17 protein-coding genes and 1 pseudogene are annotated in these 21,032 nt (G+C 70.3%); 6 read left to right on the plus strand and 12 right to left on the minus strand.

The window, feature by feature from the left end; all coding sequences use genetic code 11:
• Positions 1 to 83: 83 nt before the first annotated feature.
• Positions 84 to 461, minus strand: a complete 378-nt coding sequence (locus AB0D14_RS28945) for a hypothetical protein (RefSeq protein ID WP_362784745.1) — start codon at positions 459 to 461, stop codon at positions 84 to 86.
• A 49-nt stretch (positions 462 to 510) separates the two neighbouring features.
• On the minus strand, positions 511 to 1,128 hold the full coding sequence (locus tag AB0D14_RS28950; RefSeq protein ID WP_362784747.1) for a transposase: 618 nt from the start codon (positions 1,126 to 1,128) through the stop codon (positions 511 to 513).
• A 128-nt stretch (positions 1,129 to 1,256) separates the two neighbouring features.
• Between AB0D14_RS28950 and AB0D14_RS28955 the strand changes: the two genes are divergently transcribed.
• Positions 1,257 to 1,535 carry a CopG family transcriptional regulator gene (locus AB0D14_RS28955; protein WP_362784750.1) on the plus strand — a complete coding sequence of 93 codons (279 nt, stop codon included), beginning with the start codon at positions 1,257 to 1,259 and terminating at the stop codon, positions 1,533 to 1,535.
• A complete protein-coding gene (locus tag AB0D14_RS28960) occupies positions 1,532 to 1,957 on the plus strand; it encodes a PIN domain-containing protein (RefSeq protein WP_362784754.1) in 426 nt (141 codons plus the stop codon). The genes AB0D14_RS28955 and AB0D14_RS28960 overlap by 4 nt, the downstream gene beginning before the upstream one ends.
• Before the next feature lie 102 nt (positions 1,958 to 2,059).
• On the opposite strand, the gene AB0D14_RS28965 is transcribed toward AB0D14_RS28960, so the two are convergent.
• Entirely contained in the window at positions 2,060 to 2,980 is a 921-nt protein-coding gene (locus AB0D14_RS28965; RefSeq protein ID WP_362784757.1) for a LysR family transcriptional regulator, read from the minus strand.
• A 125-nt stretch (positions 2,981 to 3,105) separates the two neighbouring features.
• Here AB0D14_RS28965 and AB0D14_RS28970 point away from each other — a divergent pair, with 125 nt between their 5' ends.
• The gene (locus AB0D14_RS28970; RefSeq protein ID WP_362784759.1) at positions 3,106 to 4,191 is read left to right on the plus strand and encodes a DMT family transporter; all 1,086 of its coding nucleotides are present in this window, start codon (positions 3,106 to 3,108) and stop codon (positions 4,189 to 4,191) included.
• Between the two features lie 216 nt (positions 4,192 to 4,407).
• Here the strand turns inward: AB0D14_RS28970 and AB0D14_RS28975 are convergent.
• The 4 genes and pseudogenes from AB0D14_RS28975 to AB0D14_RS28990 form a co-directional block, all read right to left on the minus strand.
• A pseudogene (locus AB0D14_RS28975) lies at positions 4,408 to 4,781 on the minus strand (6-carboxytetrahydropterin synthase).
• 55 nt (positions 4,782 to 4,836) lie between these two features.
• On the minus strand, positions 4,837 to 7,596 hold the full coding sequence (locus tag AB0D14_RS28980; protein WP_362784762.1) for an AAA family ATPase: 2,760 nt from the start codon (positions 7,594 to 7,596) through the stop codon (positions 4,837 to 4,839).
• Positions 7,597 to 7,865: 269 nt separating this feature from the next.
• A complete protein-coding gene (locus AB0D14_RS28985; protein ID WP_362784765.1) occupies positions 7,866 to 8,774 on the minus strand; it encodes a TIGR03943 family protein in 909 nt (302 codons plus the stop codon).
• The gene (locus AB0D14_RS28990; protein WP_362785042.1) at positions 8,771 to 9,697 is read right to left on the minus strand and encodes a permease; all 927 of its coding nucleotides are present in this window, start codon (positions 9,695 to 9,697) and stop codon (positions 8,771 to 8,773) included. Before AB0D14_RS28990 ends, AB0D14_RS28985 begins: the two co-directional genes overlap by 4 nt.
• A 445-nt stretch (positions 9,698 to 10,142) precedes the next feature.
• Here AB0D14_RS28990 and AB0D14_RS28995 point away from each other — a divergent pair, with 445 nt between their 5' ends.
• Entirely contained in the window at positions 10,143 to 12,275 is a 2,133-nt protein-coding gene (locus tag AB0D14_RS28995) for an NAD-binding protein (protein ID WP_362784768.1), read from the plus strand.
• A 97-nt stretch (positions 12,276 to 12,372) separates the two neighbouring features.
• On the opposite strand, the gene AB0D14_RS29000 is transcribed toward AB0D14_RS28995, so the two are convergent.
• Positions 12,373 to 12,771 carry a nuclear transport factor 2 family protein gene (locus AB0D14_RS29000; RefSeq protein ID WP_362784771.1) on the minus strand — a complete coding sequence of 133 codons (399 nt, stop codon included), beginning with the start codon at positions 12,769 to 12,771 and terminating at the stop codon, positions 12,373 to 12,375.
• 150 nt (positions 12,772 to 12,921) lie between these two features.
• On the opposite strand from AB0D14_RS29000, the gene AB0D14_RS29005 reads away from it, so the two are divergent.
• Together AB0D14_RS29005 and AB0D14_RS29010 are read left to right on the plus strand one after the other, a co-directional pair.
• Entirely contained in the window at positions 12,922 to 14,772 is a 1,851-nt protein-coding gene (locus AB0D14_RS29005; RefSeq protein WP_362784773.1) for a prolyl oligopeptidase family serine peptidase, read from the plus strand.
• 229 nt (positions 14,773 to 15,001) lie between these two features.
• Positions 15,002 to 15,883, plus strand: coding sequence for an SURF1 family protein (locus AB0D14_RS29010; RefSeq protein ID WP_362784776.1), 882 nt, complete (start codon positions 15,002 to 15,004; stop codon positions 15,881 to 15,883).
• 71 nt (positions 15,884 to 15,954) lie between these two features.
• On the opposite strand, the gene AB0D14_RS29015 is transcribed toward AB0D14_RS29010, so the two are convergent.
• From AB0D14_RS29015 to AB0D14_RS29030, 4 genes are all read right to left on the minus strand, one after another.
• Positions 15,955 to 17,409 (minus strand): hypothetical protein, encoded by a 1,455-nt coding sequence (locus tag AB0D14_RS29015; RefSeq protein ID WP_362784779.1) that lies wholly within the window; start codon positions 17,407 to 17,409, stop codon positions 15,955 to 15,957.
• Complete coding sequence (locus tag AB0D14_RS29020; RefSeq protein WP_362784782.1) at positions 17,406 to 18,074, minus strand: SigE family RNA polymerase sigma factor; 669 nt, start codon at positions 18,072 to 18,074, stop codon at positions 17,406 to 17,408. Before AB0D14_RS29020 ends, AB0D14_RS29015 begins: the two co-directional genes overlap by 4 nt.
• A gap of 372 nt (positions 18,075 to 18,446) precedes the next feature.
• Positions 18,447 to 19,496 carry an aspartate-semialdehyde dehydrogenase gene (locus tag AB0D14_RS29025; protein WP_362784784.1) on the minus strand — a complete coding sequence of 350 codons (1,050 nt, stop codon included), beginning with the start codon at positions 19,494 to 19,496 and terminating at the stop codon, positions 18,447 to 18,449.
• Positions 19,497 to 19,524: 28 nt separating this feature from the next.
• Positions 19,525 to 20,799: an aspartate kinase gene (locus AB0D14_RS29030; RefSeq protein ID WP_362784787.1), complete on the minus strand. Its 1,275-nt coding sequence runs from the start codon at positions 20,797 to 20,799 to the stop codon at positions 19,525 to 19,527.
• Positions 20,800 to 21,032: the final 233 nt, after the last annotated feature.

The raw sequence follows: 21,032 nt of genomic DNA on the forward strand, positions 1-21,032 counted from the left end.
ATACCCGAAAACGGGTCCGTCCGGTTCGGGAAGGGGCCGTCGAAAAAGGACCCCAACCAGGGGCACCTCGTCGGCGGCCTACTTCACTCGATCCACGGTCGCAGGCCGTAGAGGCGGACGATCTCGGCGAGGTCGGCCGGCAGGTGCGGGCTGGTGGCAGTGCAGGCTGCGTTGGGGTGGGGCAGGTTGGTGGCCAGGTGCCAGGTGGCCTTCTCCGGCAGGGTGGCTGGATCGGTGGTGGCCACGACCAGCCGGCAGGGTGAGTCAGGGCCGTAGCCGCCCAGTCGGGCGTCGGCGGCCCACCAGGTTTCGGTGTGCCCGTCGCGGAAGTGACGCTCCACGGGTGTCCAGTCACCGGGGTGGTCTGCGTTCTTCCAGGTCAGGGCGTGTGCGGCGTCGATGGGGGTGTGCGGCTGGCCGACCGGGACCCAGGTGCCGCAGTGAGGCTTGAGCGCGACCACGTAGGCCAGGCCGGCCTCGCGCAGCGCGAGATACCAGTCGTCGCTGACTTCAGTAGGCGCAGTCGGCGACCACCGCCCGGCAGCCGAAGTCCGCCTCCTTGCCCCGGGCCGCGAGGGCAGCGGACAGTTGAGGTTTCGTACGGAAGGCCGGGTCGGCCCGGCCGCGGGCGAAGTGGTGGGCGGGGGTGTAGGGAGTCGCGTGCAACGGGTAGTACACGCGGCCGTCGATCCACACCGTGGTCACCGTGACGATGCCGTTGTCCGTCTTGCCCAGCCGGCCCAGCCACTGCCTGCCCACGTTGGCGGTGGCCGTGCCGTCCTTGCGGTCCCCGGAATCGTCGATCACGATCACCCCGCCGTCGTGCGGAGCCGTCACCGACTGCCCGCGCAGCAGTTCAAGCTGCCGGTCGTTGACCAGATCGGCCTCCCAGGGAGACTCGGACAGGAAGAACTGCAGCCGCTGCACTTCCGGCGTGCCCGCACCCGCCACCGGCCCCGCCCCTGCCAGGCAGGTGATCGCCTTGTTCCGCTCCCTCGGCGTCAGCAGCCCGGTCAGGCACTCGCGAAAACCTCGCCGCTGGGCCAGGCTGAAGAAGATGTCGTCGAACCGGGCCGCGTAGTCCTCCAACGGACCCGGCGCAGGCGGACACGGACGGCGAGCAGTCATCTTCAGCCCCCAGCAAGGCAGTTGACTTCTGCCACCGGCCTACGACCAACCCGGCCTGTCGTCAACCCGCGCCGCCGCCGGATTTAACGAACTACCGGTAGCGAGATACCAAGAGCATGGTCTCTTGTATGGCGACGAAGAAGGTAACCGTGACGATCCCCGAGGATCTCCTGGACGAGATCCGCGCGGACGCGGCAGAGCGGGGCTTGTCGGCGTACGTCGCCGAGGCGCTGCGCTTCAAGCGCGACCGGGACCGGCTCCTGGAACTGGTCGACTGGCTGCAGGAAGAACACGGCCCCGTGACTGAGGACGAGCGTGTGGCGGCCCTGGACGAGCTGGAGGATCTCGACGCCGAACACGAGCGGCGCCGCGCCACCGGAAAGCACGACGCCGGAGAGGCTGCGTGAAGAAGCGAACCGGTGAGCACCGGCAGCGGCCGCTCCGTGTCTTCGTCTTGGACCGTGAAGCCCTGTCCCTGGCTGTACGCGGTGACCGGAAGATGGTGGCCTGGCTCGACCTCTCGGCACGAGGGGAGGCCGAGGTGGTGACGTCGCCGATGACACTGGTGGAGGCGTACGACGGCAGAACGACCGAACAGCGCTGGGACTGGGTCCTGTCCCGGCTCCAGGTCGTCGACATCGGAAAGGACGAGGCCCGCCAAGCACGCCGGCTGCTGGCCGACGCCAAGTTGCACGGCCACAAGTACGCGATCGACGCGGTGCTCGCCGTCATCGCGCGACAGCAGAAGGGACAGGTCACCGTCTTCACCTCGGACGTCGACGACCTGGAGAGGCTGGCCCCGGACACGATCGTCGTCAAGAAGGTGTGACCCGACCCGCCCCTGCTCAGCGCGACCGTGCGCCAGACGCTGCCGCCGCCGCTGCTGGCCGGCATGGGCCCCTGCCGCCGGACCGAACCCCCCGGACCGCGGTCAGTCCGCCGAGGGGCCGTCGAGCGGGTCGGTGGCGGCCGCGTCCTGCAGCGCCGTCAGCAGGCCGCGCAGGGCGGGCTGGTCGAGGGCGGTCTCCCGGGCGACCGCCGAGATCACCCGGACCGGTTCGGGGTTGCGGACCGGACGTATGACGACGCCCGGATGCCGGCCGCGCAGTCCCAGCCTCGGCATCAGGCCGACACCGAGGCCGGCCGCGACGAAGCCCTGCGCGGTGGCGTAGTCCTCGCTTTGGATGACGAAGTCGGGGCTGAAGCCGGCCGCCGCACAGGAGTCGATCACCGGTTCCAGGCAGGGCCCGGGCGGCTCGCTGCCGACCCACTGCTCGCCGGACAGCTCGTTCAGGTCGATGACCTCCTTGTCAGCGAGGGGATGTCCGAGGGGCAGTACGGCGGCGTACGGGTCGTCGAGCAGGTGGACGAGCCGGAAACCGTCACCGACGCGGTCCCGCGCCCGGAGGACGACCACGGCCAGGTCGGCCCGGCCCCGTACCACCTCCTGGAACGGGTCCTCCGGGTCGGCGAGTTCGAGGTCGACGCGTACGCCGGGATGCTCCGCGCGGAGCCGGGCCAGGGCGGGAGCCACCAGCGTGGAGCCCGCCGTGGCGAAGTAACGGACCGACAGGCTGCCGATGCGTCCGGCTCGGAGGTCGGCGAGGGCGGTCTCCGCCTGGGCGACCGCCGAGCTGATCAGGGCCGCGTGCTCGGTGAGCAGCAGACCGGCGGCGGTGGGCCGGACCCCGCGGCCGACCCGTTCGAGCAGCGCGGTACCGGCCTGTTTCTCCAGCGCCGCCATCTGCTGGCTGACAGCGGACGGCGTGTAGCCGAGGTGGGCCGCGGCAGCGGTGACCGTGCCGCTGGTGACCACCGCGCGCAGGACTTGCAGCCGCCTCACATCAAGCATGTAGCGCAGCTTAACAGAACATGCAGAACCGTTCGCTTGTCCTCAAAGCTTGTCTGAGGCATCTTCGAAGCGCCGGGAGCGGGCCGCACACCGAGGCGCATGTCGGCCGAATGGAGGAAAGCATCGTGAAGAGCAGTACACAGCGTTTGCAGGGCGGAGTACGGGTGGCCGTTCTCGCCCTGCTGTGGGGCTCGACCTTCCTCTGGACCGAACTGGCGCTGCGCGGACTCTCCCCGCTCCAGGTGACGTTCGTCCGCTGCGCCCTCGGGGCGCTCGTGCTCACCGTCGCCTGCTACGCGACGGGCCGACGCATGCCTCGGGGCAGCACCGTCTGGCGTCACATCGTCGTCGCGGCCTTCTTCTGCAACGCGCTTCCCTTCGCGCTGTTCAGCCTGGGCCAGCAGACCGTCGACTCCGGCCTCGCGGGAGTCCTGAACGCCACGACCCCGCTCTGGTCGATCGCCCTCGGTCTCGGCCTCGGCTCGGAACGCGGACTGCGCCCGGCTCGCCTGGCGGGCCTCCTGCTCGGCTTCGCCGGCACGATCGTCATCCTCGCGCCCTGGCAGTCGGCCGGGGCCGACGGCTGGGGGGCTCTCGCCATCCTGGGCGCGGCCGCCAGCTACGCCGTCGCGTTCACCTACATGGGTCGCACTCTGGTACGCAAGGGCACCCCCACCATCTCGCTCTCCGCCGCCCAGCTCGTCGCCGCGAGCGGGCTGACCACCGTCGCGATGCCGATCGGCGGCCTGGAGTCGATCGATCCCGGCCCGACGGTCCTGATCGCGGCCGTCGTCCTCAGTGTCTTCTGCACCGCGATCACCTTCCACCTCACCTACCGGATCATCAACGACGAGGGAGCGACCAATGCTGCGGTGGTCGGCTATCTGCTGCCCGTGGTCTCCGTTCTCCTCGGTGCGGCCGTCCTGGGCGAGGACCTGAGCGTCCGGGTGGTGCTGGGCATGGCCGTGGTCCTCGTGGGGGTCGGGATGACGCGGCGGAACGGAGCGACGGCCGCAGTTCCGGGCCCGGCTCCGGCTCCGGCTCCGGCTCCGGCTCCGGCTCCGGCTCCGACTCCGACTCCGACTCCGACTCCGACTCCGACCGAGGATTCGGCCGAGGGTACGTCCGGGGCCGCCGAGGACATGGCCGCCGGAAACGTGACCGTCGACGTCCCGGCCACCCGCCGCGCGGCTCTGGAGAACGCGGATTGACCTCCGGCGAGCCCCGGCTGTGGGCGGCGTACCGAGAGCCGTCCCGGAGCTGCCCGCCTACGTCGTCAGCCGTCTGCTCGGCTTCCACCAGTGCACCGCAGACCAACGGCTCCTCGTAAGAGGCGAGGTGACTGGTGACACGGGCGGGCCTTGTAGGCGAATTCAGCAGACCGTTCGTCCGAGATACCGGGCGCCGCTGTTCAACGCTTCATCGCTTCATCGCTCTGGTCGGTACTCGGCCCATGTCTTGGGCGTCTCGGAGACTCTGACCGCCTTCAACTCCGGAAATCGCTCGGTCCAGAGATCGAAGATCCAGATGGCCAGATTCTCGGCCGACGGGGAGATACCCCCCCCCCCATCGCCTCATTCAGGTGACGGTGGTCGAGGGTGTCGTCCATCCACTTCTTGAACGCGTCGAGCTCTCGGTAGTCGCGGACGAAGCCCGTCTCGGTGAGGTTCTCGCGACGGGCGGACAGTTCCAGTACGACGATGTAGTTGTGGCCGTGCATACGGGCACAGGGGTGCCAGCTCGGCAGCCGGTCGAGGACATGGCTGGCCGAGAAGTGGAACTCCTTGGTGATCGTCAGCATGGCGGCTCCAGTCTGCCACCTGCTGCCAGAACCCCTCCCTGGCCGTCCGAGCCGGTCACTGGTCGACCCCGTCGCCCTGGAGGACGGCGCGGTTGAGGGGGACCTGCCTGCGGAAACGGTCGCGCAGGGAGTCGTCGGTGACCAGCTCCGCCTTGCGGGCGACCTCGTGCCGGGCCCGTTCCAGGAGTGCGCGCGCCTCCTCCCGTAGGTCCGCGACAGCCAGTACGACGGCGGAGTGGTACAGGACCTCCTCCGTACGGAGAGCGGGCATGTCCCCGACCTCGTCCAGGATGCGAACGGCCTGGCGGGCCTGCTCCATGGCGCCTGCTGTGTCGCCTTGCCTGCGCAGGATGCGGCTGCGCAGGGAATGCGCGGCGATCTCGCTGCGGATCATGCCACTGCGCTGGGTCTCGACGCAGGTGGCCACGGCCAGGCGGTCGGCCTGATCCAGGATCTCCACGGATTCGCCGGCGGCGAGCAGCAGGATCTCGGCGTACAGGTTGCGGACGATGGGGACGAGGTTGGCCAGCCAGGTCCGCTCTGTCTCCGCCCATGCGTCGGCGATCAGTTCCAGGGCCCGGTCACGTTTCCTCGGCTGTTGGACGAGGAGATGGGCGAGCAGTGCCTTGTTGTACGCGTGCCAGCCGCTGTCGCCTCCGCGGTCGGCCTCGAAGGCGAGAGCTTCGGCCAGGATCTCTTCGGCCTCGTCGTAGGCGCCCAGACCTGTGTGCACCTGCGCCAGGTAGTTGAGCGCTATCGGCAGCTCGGCCTTCAGCGGTTCGTCTCGCAGCCGCTGGACACAGCGGCTCAGCCGGGTCACCGCCTCGCTGAGGTGCCCGCTGTCGAAGAGGGTGATGCCCAACTGCATCTCTCCCAGATTGCGGGCGTGCTGGAGCACCGGATCGCCGGTGCCGCCGAGGCGCGGGTCGGAGGCGTACATGCGCTCCGCCTCCCGCAGTTGGGCCAGACCGTCGGCCAGCCGCCGCTTCGACACCTGCCGCCCGTATTCGACCCGGGCCACGAAGAGGGGCACCGGATCCCCGTACTGCTCAGCCAGTTCCACGGCCGCGCGCAGTTTGTCCAGGGACGGCACCAGGCCCTGGGTCGCGAGGAGTGTCTTGCCGCGCAGGAGCGTCGTACGGATCGCCGGCCCAGGTGTTCCGCAGCGCCTCGCCGCGGCTTCGGCCTCGGCGGCCAGGGCGTCGATGTCGAGGCCGCCGGCCGGCCGGTGCCGGCCCCGCCAGCGCACCTCTGTCAGCGACAACAGCAGCTCCACGGCCTGGATCAGCCACCGGTCGCGGCTCTCCTCGTGCTCCGGGAGGTCCCGGACCGCCTTGATCACTTCTTCGCAGTGCCGCTCCGCCTCAGCGAAGGACAACCCTTCCATCGCGGCGTCCCGAGCCAGCCCGTAGTGCACCTCGGCCGACGTGAGCAGGCACTCGGTTCCGCCGCTCCGCAGATGCCGGGCGATCTCCAGCCGACGTTCCAGCGGCATACCGTCCAGTGGTTCGGACAGCACACCGTCCAGTGGTTCGGACGGCACACCGTCCAGTGGTTCAGAGGTGAGCGCCGCCGCGATACGGGCGTGCCGGGATCGGATCTGCTGAGGGGTCTGCTGGTCGTACACCACACCCCACAAGGCGCTGTGCTCGAACCGATAGCAGTCGGAGGCGTCCAAGCGCGCCCAGTCGGGAGGCTGCGCCGGCTGGATCAGCCGATGCTGGGCCGCCACGAGCCGCAGCCGCTCCATCACCTCGTCGTGCGGTGCTCCCTTGACCGCGGCAACCGTACGCGAGAGGAACATCTCGCCCTGGGTCGCTCCGATCATGAGCAGTTCGCGATCCGACTCGGTGAGCAGCCGCAGCCGGTCCTCGACCACGCGCGACAGACTGCGGGGGAGTTCGACGGTGGGCCCCGCGTCCGGGCGCCACTCCTCCAGGCAGAGGGTGACGAAGACGGCGTGGCCGGCGGTCAGCCGGCTCAGCTGTTCCGACAGGGCCGACGGGGCGTCCGGGTGCCGGGAACGCACCAACTCGGCGACCGCGTCCCGCGGCAGACCGGCCAGCACCCGGCGTCGTACGAGGCCGTGCTTCGCCCAGTCGTGCAGGAGTTCCTCGACCATGGATCCGGGGCCATCGGCGTATGCCCCGTCCGTGGCGTGGCTGAGCACCAGGCCGAGCTGCTCACCGGGCAGCCGTCGCAGCAGCCGGTCGAGGACCAGCAGGCTGCTGGGATCGCCGTGTTGGATGTCGTCGACGAGCACGACCGTGGGCGGGCCCTGCCGGACGAGGTCCAGCAGGGCGTCGACGATCTGTGTGGCCGCTCCCTGCTGGAACGGCAGCAGGCTGTCGAACGGCATCGATCCCGAAGCGAGGGATGCTTCCGCGACTTCCTTGCCCAGAGTGAACAGCGCTCCCAGCCCGGGCACCATCGCGGACAGCACCTCGGGCGCCGAGCGGACGACGCCCTGACCGGTGAAGTTCAGTAGCCGACGGAAGAGACCAGGCTGCTTGACCTCCTGGTCCCGGGCCAGTTGCAGGAGCAGGTCGACGATCACTCCGTAGTGCAGCCCTGACCCGATCGACGGCCGGCACCGCACGGATACGACTCGACGGGCCGCCGGCCCCCGAGAGGCGGCAACCTCCGCCTCGAACGCCCGCAGCAGTGCCGACTTACCCATGCCCGAGACGCTGTCGACCACGATCGCCCGGCCACCGCGCCCTGCGGCCACGTCCGCCATCAGCGAGCGCAGTTCGTCCATGTGCTCCACGCGGTCGACAAACCCGGTCCGCACCACAGCCCCCGCCTCAGTCATCCGGCCACCCGACACAGAACTTCCGTAACCACAGCGTCACTTGTCGCCCACGGTAGATCATGTGGAACACGTCTCCCACTCGAGCCAATCATGTTGGCTCAAGAAGGTGTGCCCCCCTGACACCAAATCAGATCGGCACCGATACTCCCGTGAACGTCGTCTCCGGGGTTTGAGGGCGGAGGGTCGACGGCTTTGCCCGTGCGGGGCCCGTTCCGAGCCCGTGCGGGGCCTCGTGCGCGGAACCGCCGCGGCCCCCGCCTCAGCCCGGCTCAGCCGTTCCAGCTCTCGTCGTACGGGTCCCGGGGCGCCGCGACCGGCTTCGCCTCGGTGATGTCCAGGAACGGGATGATGCCGTCGTTCACCGGGTCCTTGGTCTGTTTCGTGGTGTACGTGCCCGTGACCTCCAGCCAGGTGTCCGGTCGCAGGACGGGTGGCGTGCGGCCGGTCAGGCCGATCTTGACGGGCTGGGCGTCAGCCGCACAGCAACTGAGCGCCATACGGACCAGGTACGGCGTGCCGTCGCGGCCCACGGCCAGGAAGCCCGCGGTCTTTATACGGCGGTTGTCGAGCGAACGGCCCTTGTCGTAGGCGGCGCGGCCCGCGTAGTCGACGAGGCTCAGACGGACCGTGTCCCCCGCGGGCAGGTCGGCGAAGCCCCACGGCTGTTTCTGCAGGGCCGTGCCGGTGCGCATGGCGCTGTAGGAGCCGAGGGCCGGCGGCGCGACGAGGATGAGGGCGAGAAGGGGGAGGACCAGGAGCCAGGCGATACGGGGTTCCCGATGGGCATGAGCCTCAGCCTCCGTGGCCTCCGTGGCCTCCGTGGCCTCCGTGGAGGCAGGACCGGGAGTGAGAGCGTCTGCAGGCGGGGAGTTGGAGGCGGCAGTGTCCGCCCGCGGAGGGCTGGAGGTGGGAGTGTCCGCCTGCGGGGAGCCGGAGGCGGGAATGTTCGCCTGCGGGGAGCTGGATCCGGATGCGGGAGTGTTGGGGGGCTGGGGGCGTGGTCCTTGGCGCTCGTACCAGACCGTTGCGACCGCCGTTGCGATCAGGATGACCCCCGCCGCCAGCAGCAGCGGCCTCAACCCCGCCTTGACGTACCGCAGATAGAGGTCGGTGAGGCCCGCGTGCAGGATCGCCCCGCCGGTGAGGAAAAGGACGGCTGCCTGCGCCTGGCGGTTCACAGCAGCACCGCCCCGACCAGGGACGACACCAGGACGGCCAGGGTGAAGGTGGCGGGCGCGAAGCGCAGGGCGAAGCCGCGGCCGAACGTGGCGGTCTGCATGGCGAAGAGCTTCAGGTCGATCATCGGGCCGACGACAAGGAAGGTCAGCCGGGCTGTGAGCGAGAACTGGGTGAGGGACGCGGCTACGAAGGCGTCCGCCTCGGAGCAGATGGAGAGGAGTACGGCCAGCACCGCCAGGGCGAGAACCGACACCACCATGTTGTCGGCGGCGAGGCCGAGCCACTCCGGCGGGACCACCGCCTTGAGCGTGGCCGCCGCCATCGCCCCGACGACCAGGAACCCTCCCGCGTGCATCACATCGTGCCGTACGGATCCCCAGAACGCCGCCCCCTTGCCGAGGCCCTCGGAGGAGGGCCGGGCCGGTGGGCGCAACCAGTCGGCGCGGCCCAGCCGTTGCCAGAGCCAGCCCATCGCGCAGGCCACCAGCAGGCTTGCCACGAAACGGGCCAGGACCATCTGCGGCCTGCCCGGGAACGCGACGGCGGTCGCCATCAGCACGATCGGGTTGATCGCCGGCGCCGACAACAGGAACGCCAGCGCCGCCGCGGGCGTGACACCCCGGCGCACCAGCGCCCCGGCCACCGGCACGGACGCGCACTCGCACCCCGGCAGCACCGCCCCGGCCATACCGGCGACCGGTACCGCGAGGGTGGGCCGCTTCGGCAGCGCGCGGGCGAAGAACGACGGCGGGACGAACACCGCGATGACCGCTGACAGCAGTACACCGAGCACGAGGAAGGGCAGCGCCTGCACGATCACCGCGACGAACACGGTCATCCAGCTCTGCATCACGGGCGCGGCCAACGCCCCGCGGATGGGTCCCTGGAGCACCACCCCCGCGAGCAGCAACATGGTCAGCACGAGGGGTGAGTTGAACTGCCAGCCCCTCGGCTCGGCCGTGTCTGCCGAGTCGGCCGGGTTCTCCGTGTCTGCCGAGTCGGCCGGGTTCTCCGTGTCTGCCGTCCCCCGGTCCTCAACCGTGGGCTGAGCTGCATTGGTTGTGGTCACGGGAGAGGTACCTCCGGTAGGGAGGGGCTTCGTCGGTGGATTGCCCTCCACCTTCAGTACGCCCGTACCGGCACAGCTTCTCATCCGGTTCTCAGCGGGGGCCCCAGCCGGGTTCTCAGCCAGGTTCTCGCCAACGTAGTCGTTCCGGCCTGCCTCCCGACTTACGTTCCGGCCGGCGTCCGGATCGGCCCTCTCCCTTACGGCAAGCCACTGTGCAACCGCCCGTACCGGTGAGGCAGTCTGTGCTGTTGTGGGGAGTCTTCCGAATCAGAGCGGACCGGACGATCGTGCCGCGCACATGGTGGTGTGCGGGGACGACGCCCTGGCGCACCGGCTGGCGGCCGAGTTGCGCGGAGTCTATGGGGAGCGGGTGACACTGGTCGTGCCGTCCGCCGAGCGGACCGTGCGGCCGCCGGTTGTCGGACGGGCGCGCGCCTCGACACTGCTCGACCGCGTGTCGGCCGCCATGACCTGGGCCGCGGGCACGGGCAACGGCGTCACCGGCGGGAACGGCAGTGTCGGTGGCAGTGGCATCGGTGGCGGGGGCGACGGTGGGGACGGAGGCAGCGGCAGTGGTGGGGGTGACGGCACGTCCGGTCGTGGTGTCGGCTCCTCCGAGGCGCCGCGCCCGGCCCGGGTGTTGGAAGCCGCGGTACTGACCGAGGCCGTACTCGCCGATGCCGGGGTCGAGCACGCCGCCGCGCTGGCGCTCGTCCATGACGACGACGAGACGAACATCCGCGCCGCCCTCATGGCGCGCAGGCTCAACCCGCGCCTGCGCCTGGTCGTACGCCTCTACAACCGCCGTCTCGGCCAGCACATCGAGGCACTTCTCGACCAGGCGTCCGCCCTGGCCATGGCAGGAGCCGGGGAGTCCACGGGAGTCGGTGAGTCTGCGGGAGTCGGTGAGTCCGCGGGCTCGCCCGTGTCCGGTCTCCTCGACGCCTCCACGACCGTACTCTCCGACGCGGACACCGCCGCGCCCGCGCTGGCGGCCACCGCGGTGGCCGGGACCAGCAAGGTCGTGCAGACCGACGGGCTGATGCTGCGGGCCGTGGAGCGGCAGCCGCCGGGGCCCGGAGAGGTCGCCGACCCCGGTCTGTGCACGCTGGCCCTGCTGTCGGCCACGACCAACGACCCGGCCGGGGCGGACGGTTCGGAGAGCAGCGGTGAGCACGGGCCGCGGCTGCTGCCCGACGAAGCGTCCGTGGCCGCCGCGACCGGCCGCGGCACCATCGTCCTGGAGGCCGTGTCGTACTCCGGTCCTCCCCTCCCCGCGGGGCGCGGTGTCCTGCCCATCGGACTGCCCATAGGAAGACTGTTCTCCCGGCGGCTGCGCTGGTCCTTCGCCGGTCTGGTGGCCTGTGTCGTCGCGCTCGCGGTCGCGTCCATGCTGATCACGGGCGACCCTCCGCTGCATGCCACTTATCTGACCCTCCTCGATCTCTTCGCGATCAACGACCCTGCGCTCGACGACCGGCTCGGCCGCCAGATCCTCCAACTCCTCTCCGGTCTCGTCGGCTTGCTGCTGCTTCCCGTCCTGGTCGCCGCCGTCCTGGAAGGCCTCGGTACGTTCCGCAGCGGGTCGGCGCTGCGGAAGCCGCCCCGGGGGCTCTCCGGTCACGTCGTCCTCCTCGGAGTCGGCAAGATCGGCACGCGGGTCCTCGCCCGCCTTCGCGAACTCCACATCCCGGTGGTGTGCGTGGAGGCCGACCCCGACGCGCGCGGGCTCGCGCTGGCCCGCCGGCTGCGCGTGCCGGTCATCCTCGGCGATGTCACCCAGGAAGGCGTCCTGGAGGCTGCCAAGATCCACCGGGCCCACGCCCTGCTCGCCCTGACCAGCGCCGACACCACCAACCTCGAAGCCGCCCTGTACGCGCGGTCGGTGCGCCCCGATCTGCGCGTCGTCCTGCGTCTGTACGACGACGACTTCGCCACGGCCGTCTACCGCACCCTGCGTGCCACCCATCCGTACGCGCTCACCCGCAGCCGCAGCGTCTCCCACCTGGCCGCGCCCGCCTTCGCCGGAGCGATGATGGGCCGCCAGATCCTGGGGGCGATCCCCGTGGAACGCCGGGTGCTGCTCTTCGCGGCCCTGGATGTCGCCGGGCATCCGCGGCTGGAGGGGCGCACCGTCGCCGAGGCGTTCCGCGCGGGGGCGTGGCGCGTCCTGGCCCTGGACACGGCAGCTCCGGCCGGCCACCGTCGCCGCTCGCCTTCCGACCCGGTCCCCCCGTCGCCGAACCGCGCCGCCCCTGCGACCCCCTCTGTTCCGGACCGCGGCGCTTCGGCCCCGGACCGTCCGTCGGGCCTGGTCTGGGACCTGCCGCCCACCTACGTGCTCGGACCCGGGGACCGCGTCGTCATCGCCGCCACCCGACGAGGCCTCGCCGAGCTGCTGGGCCGGGGACCCCAGCAGGCAGGACGCTGACGCCAGGAAGCGGCAGGAAGCGACAGGAAGCGACAGCCGGACGGCAGCGAGCAGCAGAGCAGCAGCCAGACAGCGGGAGAGGAGAAGCGACAGGGGGCTAGTAGCGCTCCACCAGGTGCTCTCGGCCCGCCGGGGGTTCGTACGGCTCGGGCCAGAAGTCCGTGACCGACGTGACCCGGCCCTCGGTGTCACCGGTGAAGAACGAGATGGCGTACATCTCCTCCAGGCCGACCGTGAAATGGGTCCAGGTGACGACCTGGCCGGGCTCGGCGACTATCCGCTCGATCCGCACGTGCCAGTCGCCCGGATACTCCTGGTTGAACCGCACGTACGTCTCCCGCCCGCGGACGCGCTCACGCGTCTGGGGCAGGGTGTAGACGACGCCGTCCGCGAGGGTCTCCGCGAAGGCCGTCCAGTCCCTGGCCTCGGCCGAGGCCCAGTAACTCTCCACTGTCTCGCGCAGATCGGTCTTGCGCAGATCGGTCGATGAGGTCATGTCGAAATAGTGCACCCGACCACTGACAATCGGATCTGACCTGCGGCGATTCGGATTTCAGCCCTGCCGTGGCCGACTCCGACAGGAGAGTTTTCCACAGGCTGAGGACCCCGTCGGCACAATGTCTTCCGGTGCGTGCACTATGGGGCCATGACTGAGAGCAACGGGGCCGTCCCGCCCGAGGAGACCATGCCCGACTGGGAGAAGCGCTTCCGCGCCCCGCGAGTGTCCTTGCCCGACTGGGCGGAGGACGCCCCGCACCGGTCCCTGTTCGTGTCGAACGCGACAGGGACATACGAGTTGTACGCCTGGGACCGTGGGACGGGCGCCCAGCGCCAGGTCACGGACCGGCCCAACGGGACGACGGACGGCGTGCTGTCACCCGACGGCGAATGGATCTGGTGGTTCGACGACAAGGACGGCGACGAGTTCGGGATCTGGCGACGACAGCCGTTCGCCGGGTCCGGCACCGACGGCGCCAACGGCGGCGCGGCCGTTGCCGACGTACCTGCGGCCCCTGGGCTCGCCCCCTCCTACCCCGCCGGACTCGCACTCGGCCGGGACGGGCGGACCGCGATCGTCGGCAGGTCGACCGACGAGGACGGTTCGACGATCTACGTCAGCCGGACCGGTGAGGACCCCGTCGAGGTCTACCGGCACCGGGAGTCGGCCGGTGTCGGCGACCTCTCGCACGACGGTTCGCTGATCGCGATCGAGCACACCGAGCACGGCGACGCGATGCACTCCGCGCTGCGGGTGCTGCGGATGGACGGTTCGGCGGTGGCCGAGCTGGACGACACCAAGGGCGGCACGGCCGAACTGGGCCTGGAGGTGCTGGGCTTCGCCCCGGTCGGCGGGGACACGCGGCTGCTCGTCGGGCACCAGCGGCGCGGGCGCTGGGAGCCGATGGTGTGGGACGTGGCGTCCGGCGAGGAGACGGACCTGGCGCTGACCGCGCAGCTGGACGGCGACCTGAGCGCCGAGTGGTATCCGGACGGCTCCGCCCTGCTCGTCGTCAACAGCTTCGAGGCGCGCAGCGAGCTGTGGCGGTTCGACCTGGCCACCCGTGAACTGGAGCGGGTGCGGACGCCGAAAGGCACGGTGTCGGGAGCGACCGCCCGCCCGGACGGCAGCGTGGAGTACCTGTGGTCGTCGTCCGCCGAGGCGCCGGTGGTCCGCTCGACGTCCGGTGAGGTCGTCCTGGACCCGCCCGGCATGAAGGCACCGGAGTCGGTGCCTGTCGAGGACGTGTGGGTGACGGGTCCCGGCGGCCGCATCCACGCCCTGGTGCAGCGGCCGGCCGGAGTGACGGGGCCTCTCCCGACCGTCTTCGACATCCACGGCGGCCCGACCTGGCACGACAGCGACTCGTTCGCGGCGAGCCCGGCGGCCTGGGTGGACCACGGGTACATGGTGGTCCGGGTCAACTACCGGGGGTCCACGGGGTACGGGCGGGAGTGGACGGACGCCCTCAAGCACCGGGTCGGCCTGATCGAGCTGGAGGACATCGCGGCCGTACGGGAGTGGGCGGTCTCGTCCGGGTCCGCCGACCCGGACCGGCTGATCCTCACCGGCGGCTCGTGGGGCGGCTACCTCACCCTGCTCGGACTGGGTGCGCAGCCCGAGGCGTGGGCGCTCGGCATCGCGGCGGTGCCGGTCGCGGACTACGTGACGGCCTACCACGACGAGATGGAGGCCCTGAAGGCGATGGACCGCACGCTGCTCGGCGGCACTCCCGAGGAGGTTCCGGAGCGCTTCGAGGCATCGTCCCCGCTGACGTACGTCGACGCGGTGAAGGCGCCGGTCTACATCTCGGCCGGGGTCAACGACCCGCGCTGTCCGATCCGCCAGGTCGAGAACTACGTGGCCCGGCTCGCCGCGCGTGACGCCGACCACGAGGTGTACCGCTATGACGCGGGGCACGGTTCGCTGGTCGTGGACGAGCGGATCAAGCAGGTCCGGCTGGAGCTGGACTTCGCGGAGCGACACCTGGGCAGGTGACCACGGCGGCGGCCCTGCCCGCGCACCCGGCCGTCATGTGCCCGGGCACTCGGCCGCCGTCCATGCCCGCGCATTCGGCCTCCGTCCATGCCCACGCGCTCGGCCGCCGTTGCTGCCCGCGCACTCGGTCGTCCCTGACCGCCCCTTGGCATCGTGGCCCTTGCGGGTAGGGGCGGCTGGGGCACCCCCTCGGCCGTGCTCCCCGCGAGGGCCCCGTACCTTTGAGCTTGTGTACCGGTTCCTGCTGACGCCCCGCTGGTGGGGGATCAACGTCTTCGTGCTGTTGGCCATCCCCTTCTGTGTGTTCATGGGGTCATGGCAGTTGGGACGGTTCGAGGACCGGGTCCAGGACCACCGCGACGCCGGTGAGCAGGCCACGGCGGCCAAGACGCAGGCGGCCCGGCCGCTCGCCAAGCTGTTGCCGGTGGACAAGGAGACGTCGGGCAAGCAGGCCACGGCGACGGGCCGGTACGGGAAGCAGTTGCTCGTGCCGGGCCGGGAACTGGACGACAAGCGCGGCTTCTACGTACTGACGATGCTGCGCACCGACGACGGCAAGGCCCTGCCGGTGGTCAGGGGCTGGCTCCCCGGCGCCGCCGACACCGCGAAGTCCCCGGCGGCACCGGTCGGCGAGGTCAGCGTGACCGGCGCGCTCCAGGCGTCGGAGACACCCGGGTCGAACGGGGTTCCCGCGGCCGGGGGGCTCCCCGCAGGACAGACCGGTGCGATCAGCTCGGCGTCACTGGTCAACCTCGTGCCGTACGAGATGTACGACGCGTGGATCACGCTCGCCAAGGCCGATTCGGGGATGAAGGCCGTGCCCGCCACGGCTCCTTCGGACACCGGCCTGGATCTCAAAGCCTTCCAGAACCTGGGCTACACCGGTGAGTGGTTCGTCTTCGCGGGCTTCGTGGTCTTCATGTGGTTCCGGCTGATGCGGCGTGAGGTGGAGTTCGCGCAGGACGCGGAGCTGGGTCTCACGGAGGAGACTCCCGGGGACGGCGAGGGCCCTGCGGACGTGGCCCCTCCGGACGGCGAAGCCTCCAAGGACGACTCAGGCACCGCGAAGGTGTCGTCCCCTTCTGTCTCTTCCGCCTCTTCCGCAACCTGATACAGCTGTCTCAGGTACAGCTGTCTCAGGCCCTACGGCCTGACCTCTTCCCGCTGCCTGACACTCTGCCGTCAGGGGCCGGCCAGTGCTCCGGTCCGGTAGACCGTTCCGGAACACGCGTTGGACACGGTCGTCGAAGCCGTCGGTGCGCCGCCCTCTGCCGCGTAGGACACGCTGACGCTTCCGTCGACGGTCCCGTCGGCCTTCATGAGCTGCGAGCCCATGCCACTGGAGCCCTCCGAGGACGTACCCTCGTTGTCCCCGCTGGGGTTCTCCGTGGGGGACGGATCGGGTGAGGGTTCCCCACCCCCGGGGCCGCCTCCGTTGCCACCGTCGGTCGGGCAGGTCGCCGACGGCACCCAGGCGAACTTCACTTCGTACGTCCCGCCCGGCCGCAGCACCAGGGAAGAAGCGTAGGTGGACGGGTCGGGCAGCCCGGTGGCCGCGTCACCCGCCATGTGGAGAGCCGCAGTTAGCTTGGCCGGGTCCGCGGCGCCCAGCGCGGCCGGGGACACAGAGCCGCCTCCGACGACCGTACAGCTGGCGGCCGAGACGTTGGTGATCGTGAAGGTGCCGTAGACCGCGCCGACGGCATCGGGTGCTCCGGCGCCCCCGCTGGCGGCGACGAGCTGCGCCGGTCCGCAGGTGGGCGCGCCCGCGGCGGAGACGGACGGCTCGACGCCGGCGGTACCGCCGGTGCCTCCCTTGCCCTTGCCTGCCTCGTCCTTCTTGCCGTCCTTGCCGGAGCCCTTGGACGAGCCCGAGGAACCGCCCGAGCCGCCCCCCGCGGAGGCCTCCTTGCCCTCGTTCGCGCCGCCCTGGGTCGCCGAGGTGTCGCCCACCATGGAGGGGTCCGCGTCGGAGCCCGCGGAGTTCGAGACGTGCACGAGGGCCGGGACCGCCGTGCCGATGAAGAGCGCGGCGGCCGCCACGCCGACGACGGCCTGGCGCTTGCGCGCCCGCCTGGCCGGTACCGCGCGCCGCAGGTGGTCCAGCGTGCCGTCGGTCGGCTCGATCTCCTCCACGGCCTGGTGCAGCAGCCGCCGCAGAGCCAGCTCGTCGGAGCCGAACATATCCGCTCCGGGCCCGCCGGTTCCGGGCTCACCGTTGCCTTCCGGCTTCTGGTCCGCAGACTTCGTATCCGAGTCGCCCGGCGTGCTGCCCGAGGCGTGGTCCGACGTGTTGCCGGAGGCCAGGGGGGGCGTGTCGCCCATGGATTCGGTCGGCGTGTCGTCCTTGGACCTGGTCGGCGTCTCGGCGTCCCGCGCAGTGGCCGGCGAGTCAGCCGAGGGGCCGTCCGTCGCGGAAGCGGAATCCGACAGGCGGCCTTCCACGTCCGCTCCCGTGTCCGCTTGCGCGTCCGCTTGTTGCGTGTCCGCTTGCGTGTCCGACTGACCCGACTCTTCCGAGCCCGGGTTCTCCGAGGGGCCGTGTTTCACAGTTCCGTTCCCAGCGCGCTGCTCGTACTCGTCGTCGCCGTGGCGACCGTGCTCGTCGTGGCGTGCTCGCTCGTCGCTGCCGCTCATGCCGGCGCCTCCATGGCGACGCGCAGCGCCGCGATACCCCGCGAGCCGTAGGCCTTCACCGAGCCCAGCGAGATGCTGAGGGTCGCGGCGACCTGCGCCTCGGTCATGTCCGCGAAATACCGCAGGACCAGGACCTCGCGCTGGCGTCTCTGGAGCCCCTTCATCGCCTGGATCAGGGCGTCACGTTCCAGCAGGTCGTACGCGCCCTCCTCCGCGCTCGCCATGTCGGGCATCGGCTTGGAGAGGAGCTTCAGGCCGAGGATGCGCCGACGCAGCGCGGAGCGCGAGAGGTTGACGACGGTCTGGCGCAGATAGGCGAGCGTCTTCTCCGGGTCACGCACCCGCTTTCGCGCCGAGTGCACCCGGATGAAGGCTTCCTGGACGACGTCCTCGCAGGACGCGGTGTCATCGAGGAGAAGCGCCGCGAGGCCGAGAAGAGACCTGTAGTGGGCGCGGTAGGTCTCGGTGAGATGGTCGACGGTGGTGCCGGCCGCCAGGGCGTCGTCAGAGCCCTCGCGCTGATTCGGTATGCGGGTCGACCGCGCTGCGGGCATGGGGGCGATCACCGGCATGCCGCCGCCGGACGCGCCGGACGTGCGGGGTCGGCGGGGCGGACGCAGGGTCGTGCCGCGCGCCGCAAGGGTGAATTCGAGTACCTCAGCCACGCCAGTTGGACACGCGTCCCCCCTCCGGGGTTGTACGCGGCAGGCATCACTTTTACGTCGGACTGCATGCCAGACAGTGCGCTAAGTGCCCTCATACGTAAAAGCCCATCCCCTATGCCCCATAACGTGGCGTCCGGTCACCCACTGAAGGGCGACCGCAAAGACGCTCCCCGCCCTCCGCATGGTTGCGGGGAACGGGGAGAGAAATCTTCGAGCGCCAGAGGTTTGGCTTCAAGTGGTCCGGACCACAGCTTCGACCACGATCGAACCACAGAAATCACACAGATCCTACAAATGATTCAACTTACGGGCAGAGGATTTCCCGCTCAGACCTGCCGGAACGCGACGATGTACCGCAAATCGCCGTGCAGGTCACAGCTCCGCCGCCACCAGTTCCGCGATCTGAGCCGTGTTCAGTGCGGCACCCTTGCGCAGGTTGTCCCCGCAGACGAAAAGCTCCAGCGCCGTCGGGTCGTCGAGCGCCCGCCGCACCCGTCCCACCCAGGTGGGGTCCGTACCAACCACGTCGGCCGGCGTCGGGAACTCCCCCGCCGCCGGGTTGTCGAAGAGCACGACCCCGGGCGCCGTGGCGAGGATCTCCCGCGCCTTGTCCACCGTCACCTCGCCCTGGAAACGGGCGTGCACGGTCAGCGAGTGGGTGGTGACGACCGGCACACGGACGCAGGTCACGGCGACCGGCAGTTTCGGGAGGCCGAGGATCTTGCGGGACTCGTCCCGCACCTTCATCTCCTCCGAGGACCAGCCGTCCTCGCGCACGGTCCCGGCCCACGGCACCACGTTCAGCGCCACCGGCTCCGGGAACGGCCCGGTGTTGTCCCCCACGGCCCGCCGTACGTCACCGGGGGTCGTCCCCAGTTCCGTACCGGCGACCAGCTTCAGCTGCTGCCGCAACGTGTCGACGCCACGCTGCCCCGCCCCACTCACCGCCTGGTACGAGGACACCACCAGCTCGCGCAGACCGAACTCGGCATGCAGCGCGCCCAAAGCCACGATCATGGACAGCGTCGTGCAGTTGGGGTTGGCGATGATGCCGCGTGGCCGGACGCGGGCGGCATGCGGATTGACCTCCGGCACAACGAGCGGCACCTCGGGATCCATCCGGAACGCGCCCGAGTTGTCGACCACGACGGCACCCTTGGCGGCCGCCACCGGCGCCCAGCGTTCGGCCACCTCGTCCGGTACGTCGAACATGGCGACGTCGACCCCGTCGAAGGCCTCCTCCGTCAGGGCCACCACCTCGACCTGCTCGCCGCGCACGGCCAGCTTGCGGCCGGCCGAGCGCGGCGAGGCGATGAGGCGGATCTCGCCCCAGATGTCCGCGTGCTGGGACAGGATCTGGAGCATCACCGTGCCGACGGCTCCGGTCGCGCCCACGACCGCGAGCGTCGGCCGCCCGGTCATCGTCGTACGCCTCCGTACGAGAGGAGGGTCATCGTCCGGTGCCTCCGTAGACGACGGCCTCGTCGCTGTCGGAGTCGAGCCCGAAGGCGCTGTGCACGGCGCGCACGGCTTCGTTGACGTCGTCCTGGCGGGTCACCACCGAGATGCGGATCTCGGATGTCGAGATCAGCTCGATGTTGACGCCCGCGTCGGACAGCGCCTGGAAGAACGAGGCGGTGACGCCCGGGTTGGTCTTCATACCCGCGCCGACCAGGGAGATCTTGCCGATCTGGTCGTCGTAGCGCAGCGAGTCGAAGCCGATCGCGTCCTTCGACTTCTCCAGGGCCTCGATGGCCTTGCGGCCCTCGGTCTTGGGGAGCGTGAAGGAGATGTCCGTGAGGCCCGTGGAGGCCGCGGACACGTTCTGCACGATCATGTCGAGGTTGATCTGGGCGTCCGCGATGACGCGGAAGATGACCGCGGCCTCGCCCGGCTTGTCCGGGACGCCGACGACCGTGATCTTGGCTTCGGAGATGTCGTGCGCGACTCCGGAGATGATGGCGTGCTCCACCTGAGCGTCCCCTTGCGGATTCTCGTTGCTGACCCAGGTGCCCCGCAGTCCCGAGAAGGACGAGCGGACGTGGATCGGGATGTTGTAGCGGCGTGCGTACTCGACGCAGCGGTGCAGCAGCACCTTGGAGCCCGACGCGGCGAGCTCCAGCATGTCCTCGGAGGAGATCCAGTCGATCTTCCGGGCCTTCTTCACCACCCGCGGGTCGGCGGTGAACACACCGTCGACGTCCGTGTAGATCTCGCAGACCTCGGCGTCGAGGGCGGCGGCGAGGGCGACGGCCGTGGTGTCGGACCCGCCGCGCCCCAGCGTGGTGATGTCCTTCTTGTCCTGGCTGACACCCTGGAACCCGGCGACGATCGCGATGTTGCCCTCGTCGAGCGCCGTCCTGATGCGGCCCGGCGTGACATCGATGATGCGCGCCTTGTTGTGGACGGAGTCGGTGATCACACCTGCCTGGCTGCCGGTGAAGCTCTGGGCCTCGTGGCCCAGGTTTTTGATCGCCATCGCCAGCAGAGCCATGGCGATCCGCTCTCCTGCGGTCAGCAGCATGTCGAACTCACGCCCGGCAGGGATCGGGGATACCTGCTCGGCGAGATCGATCAGCTCGTCCGTCGTGTCACCCATCGCCGACACCACGACAACGACCTGATGGCCGTTCTTCTTGGCATCGACGATTCGCTTGGCGACACGCTTGATGCCCTCGGCATCGGCTACGGAGGAACCTCCGTACTTCTGCACGACAAGGCCCACGTGCGCTCCTCGCTCAGTCCGTCTCGTACCGCACGACTGCGGTCGACTCAGTCTAACGAGCGGCCGAATCCCGCCCGGGTGATATCGCATCGTGAGACGTCCCGCTCACTGGCTGATCATCCGGGCTGGTCTGTCTGGATTTCCGTCCGGGTTCCCGTCGAGGTTCCCGTCGGGGTCCCTGTCTGGGTTCCTGTCTGAAATCCCGGTGGTCCGGTCGTACGGTCGTCCGATCG

The sequence above is a fragment of the Streptomyces sp. NPDC048484 genome (assembly GCF_040651415.1).
Taxonomy (GTDB): domain Bacteria; phylum Actinomycetota; class Actinomycetes; order Streptomycetales; family Streptomycetaceae; genus Streptomyces.

Coding starts and splice junctions, on each gene's coding strand:
- AB0D14_RS28980 (WP_362784762.1), bottom strand. CDS start 7,596: ATGACTGAGGCGGGGGCTGTGGTGCGGACCGGGTTTGTCGACCGCGTG.
- AB0D14_RS29005 (WP_362784773.1), top strand. CDS start 12,922: ATGACTGAGAGCAACGGGGCCGTCCCGCCCGAGGAGACCATGCCCGAC.
- AB0D14_RS28995 (WP_362784768.1), top strand. CDS start 10,143: ATGGTGGTGTGCGGGGACGACGCCCTGGCGCACCGGCTGGCGGCCGAG.
- AB0D14_RS28955 (WP_362784750.1), top strand. CDS start 1,257: ATGGCGACGAAGAAGGTAACCGTGACGATCCCCGAGGATCTCCTGGAC.
- AB0D14_RS29025 (WP_362784784.1), bottom strand. CDS start 19,496: ATGACCGGGCGGCCGACGCTCGCGGTCGTGGGCGCGACCGGAGCCGTC.
- AB0D14_RS28950 (WP_362784747.1), bottom strand. CDS start 1,128: ATGACTGCTCGCCGTCCGTGTCCGCCTGCGCCGGGTCCGTTGGAGGAC.
- AB0D14_RS29015 (WP_362784779.1), bottom strand. CDS start 17,409: ATGAGCGGCAGCGACGAGCGAGCACGCCACGACGAGCACGGTCGCCAC.
- AB0D14_RS29000 (WP_362784771.1), bottom strand. CDS start 12,771: ATGACCTCATCGACCGATCTGCGCAAGACCGATCTGCGCGAGACAGTG.
- AB0D14_RS28965 (WP_362784757.1), bottom strand. CDS start 2,980: ATGCTTGATGTGAGGCGGCTGCAAGTCCTGCGCGCGGTGGTCACCAGC.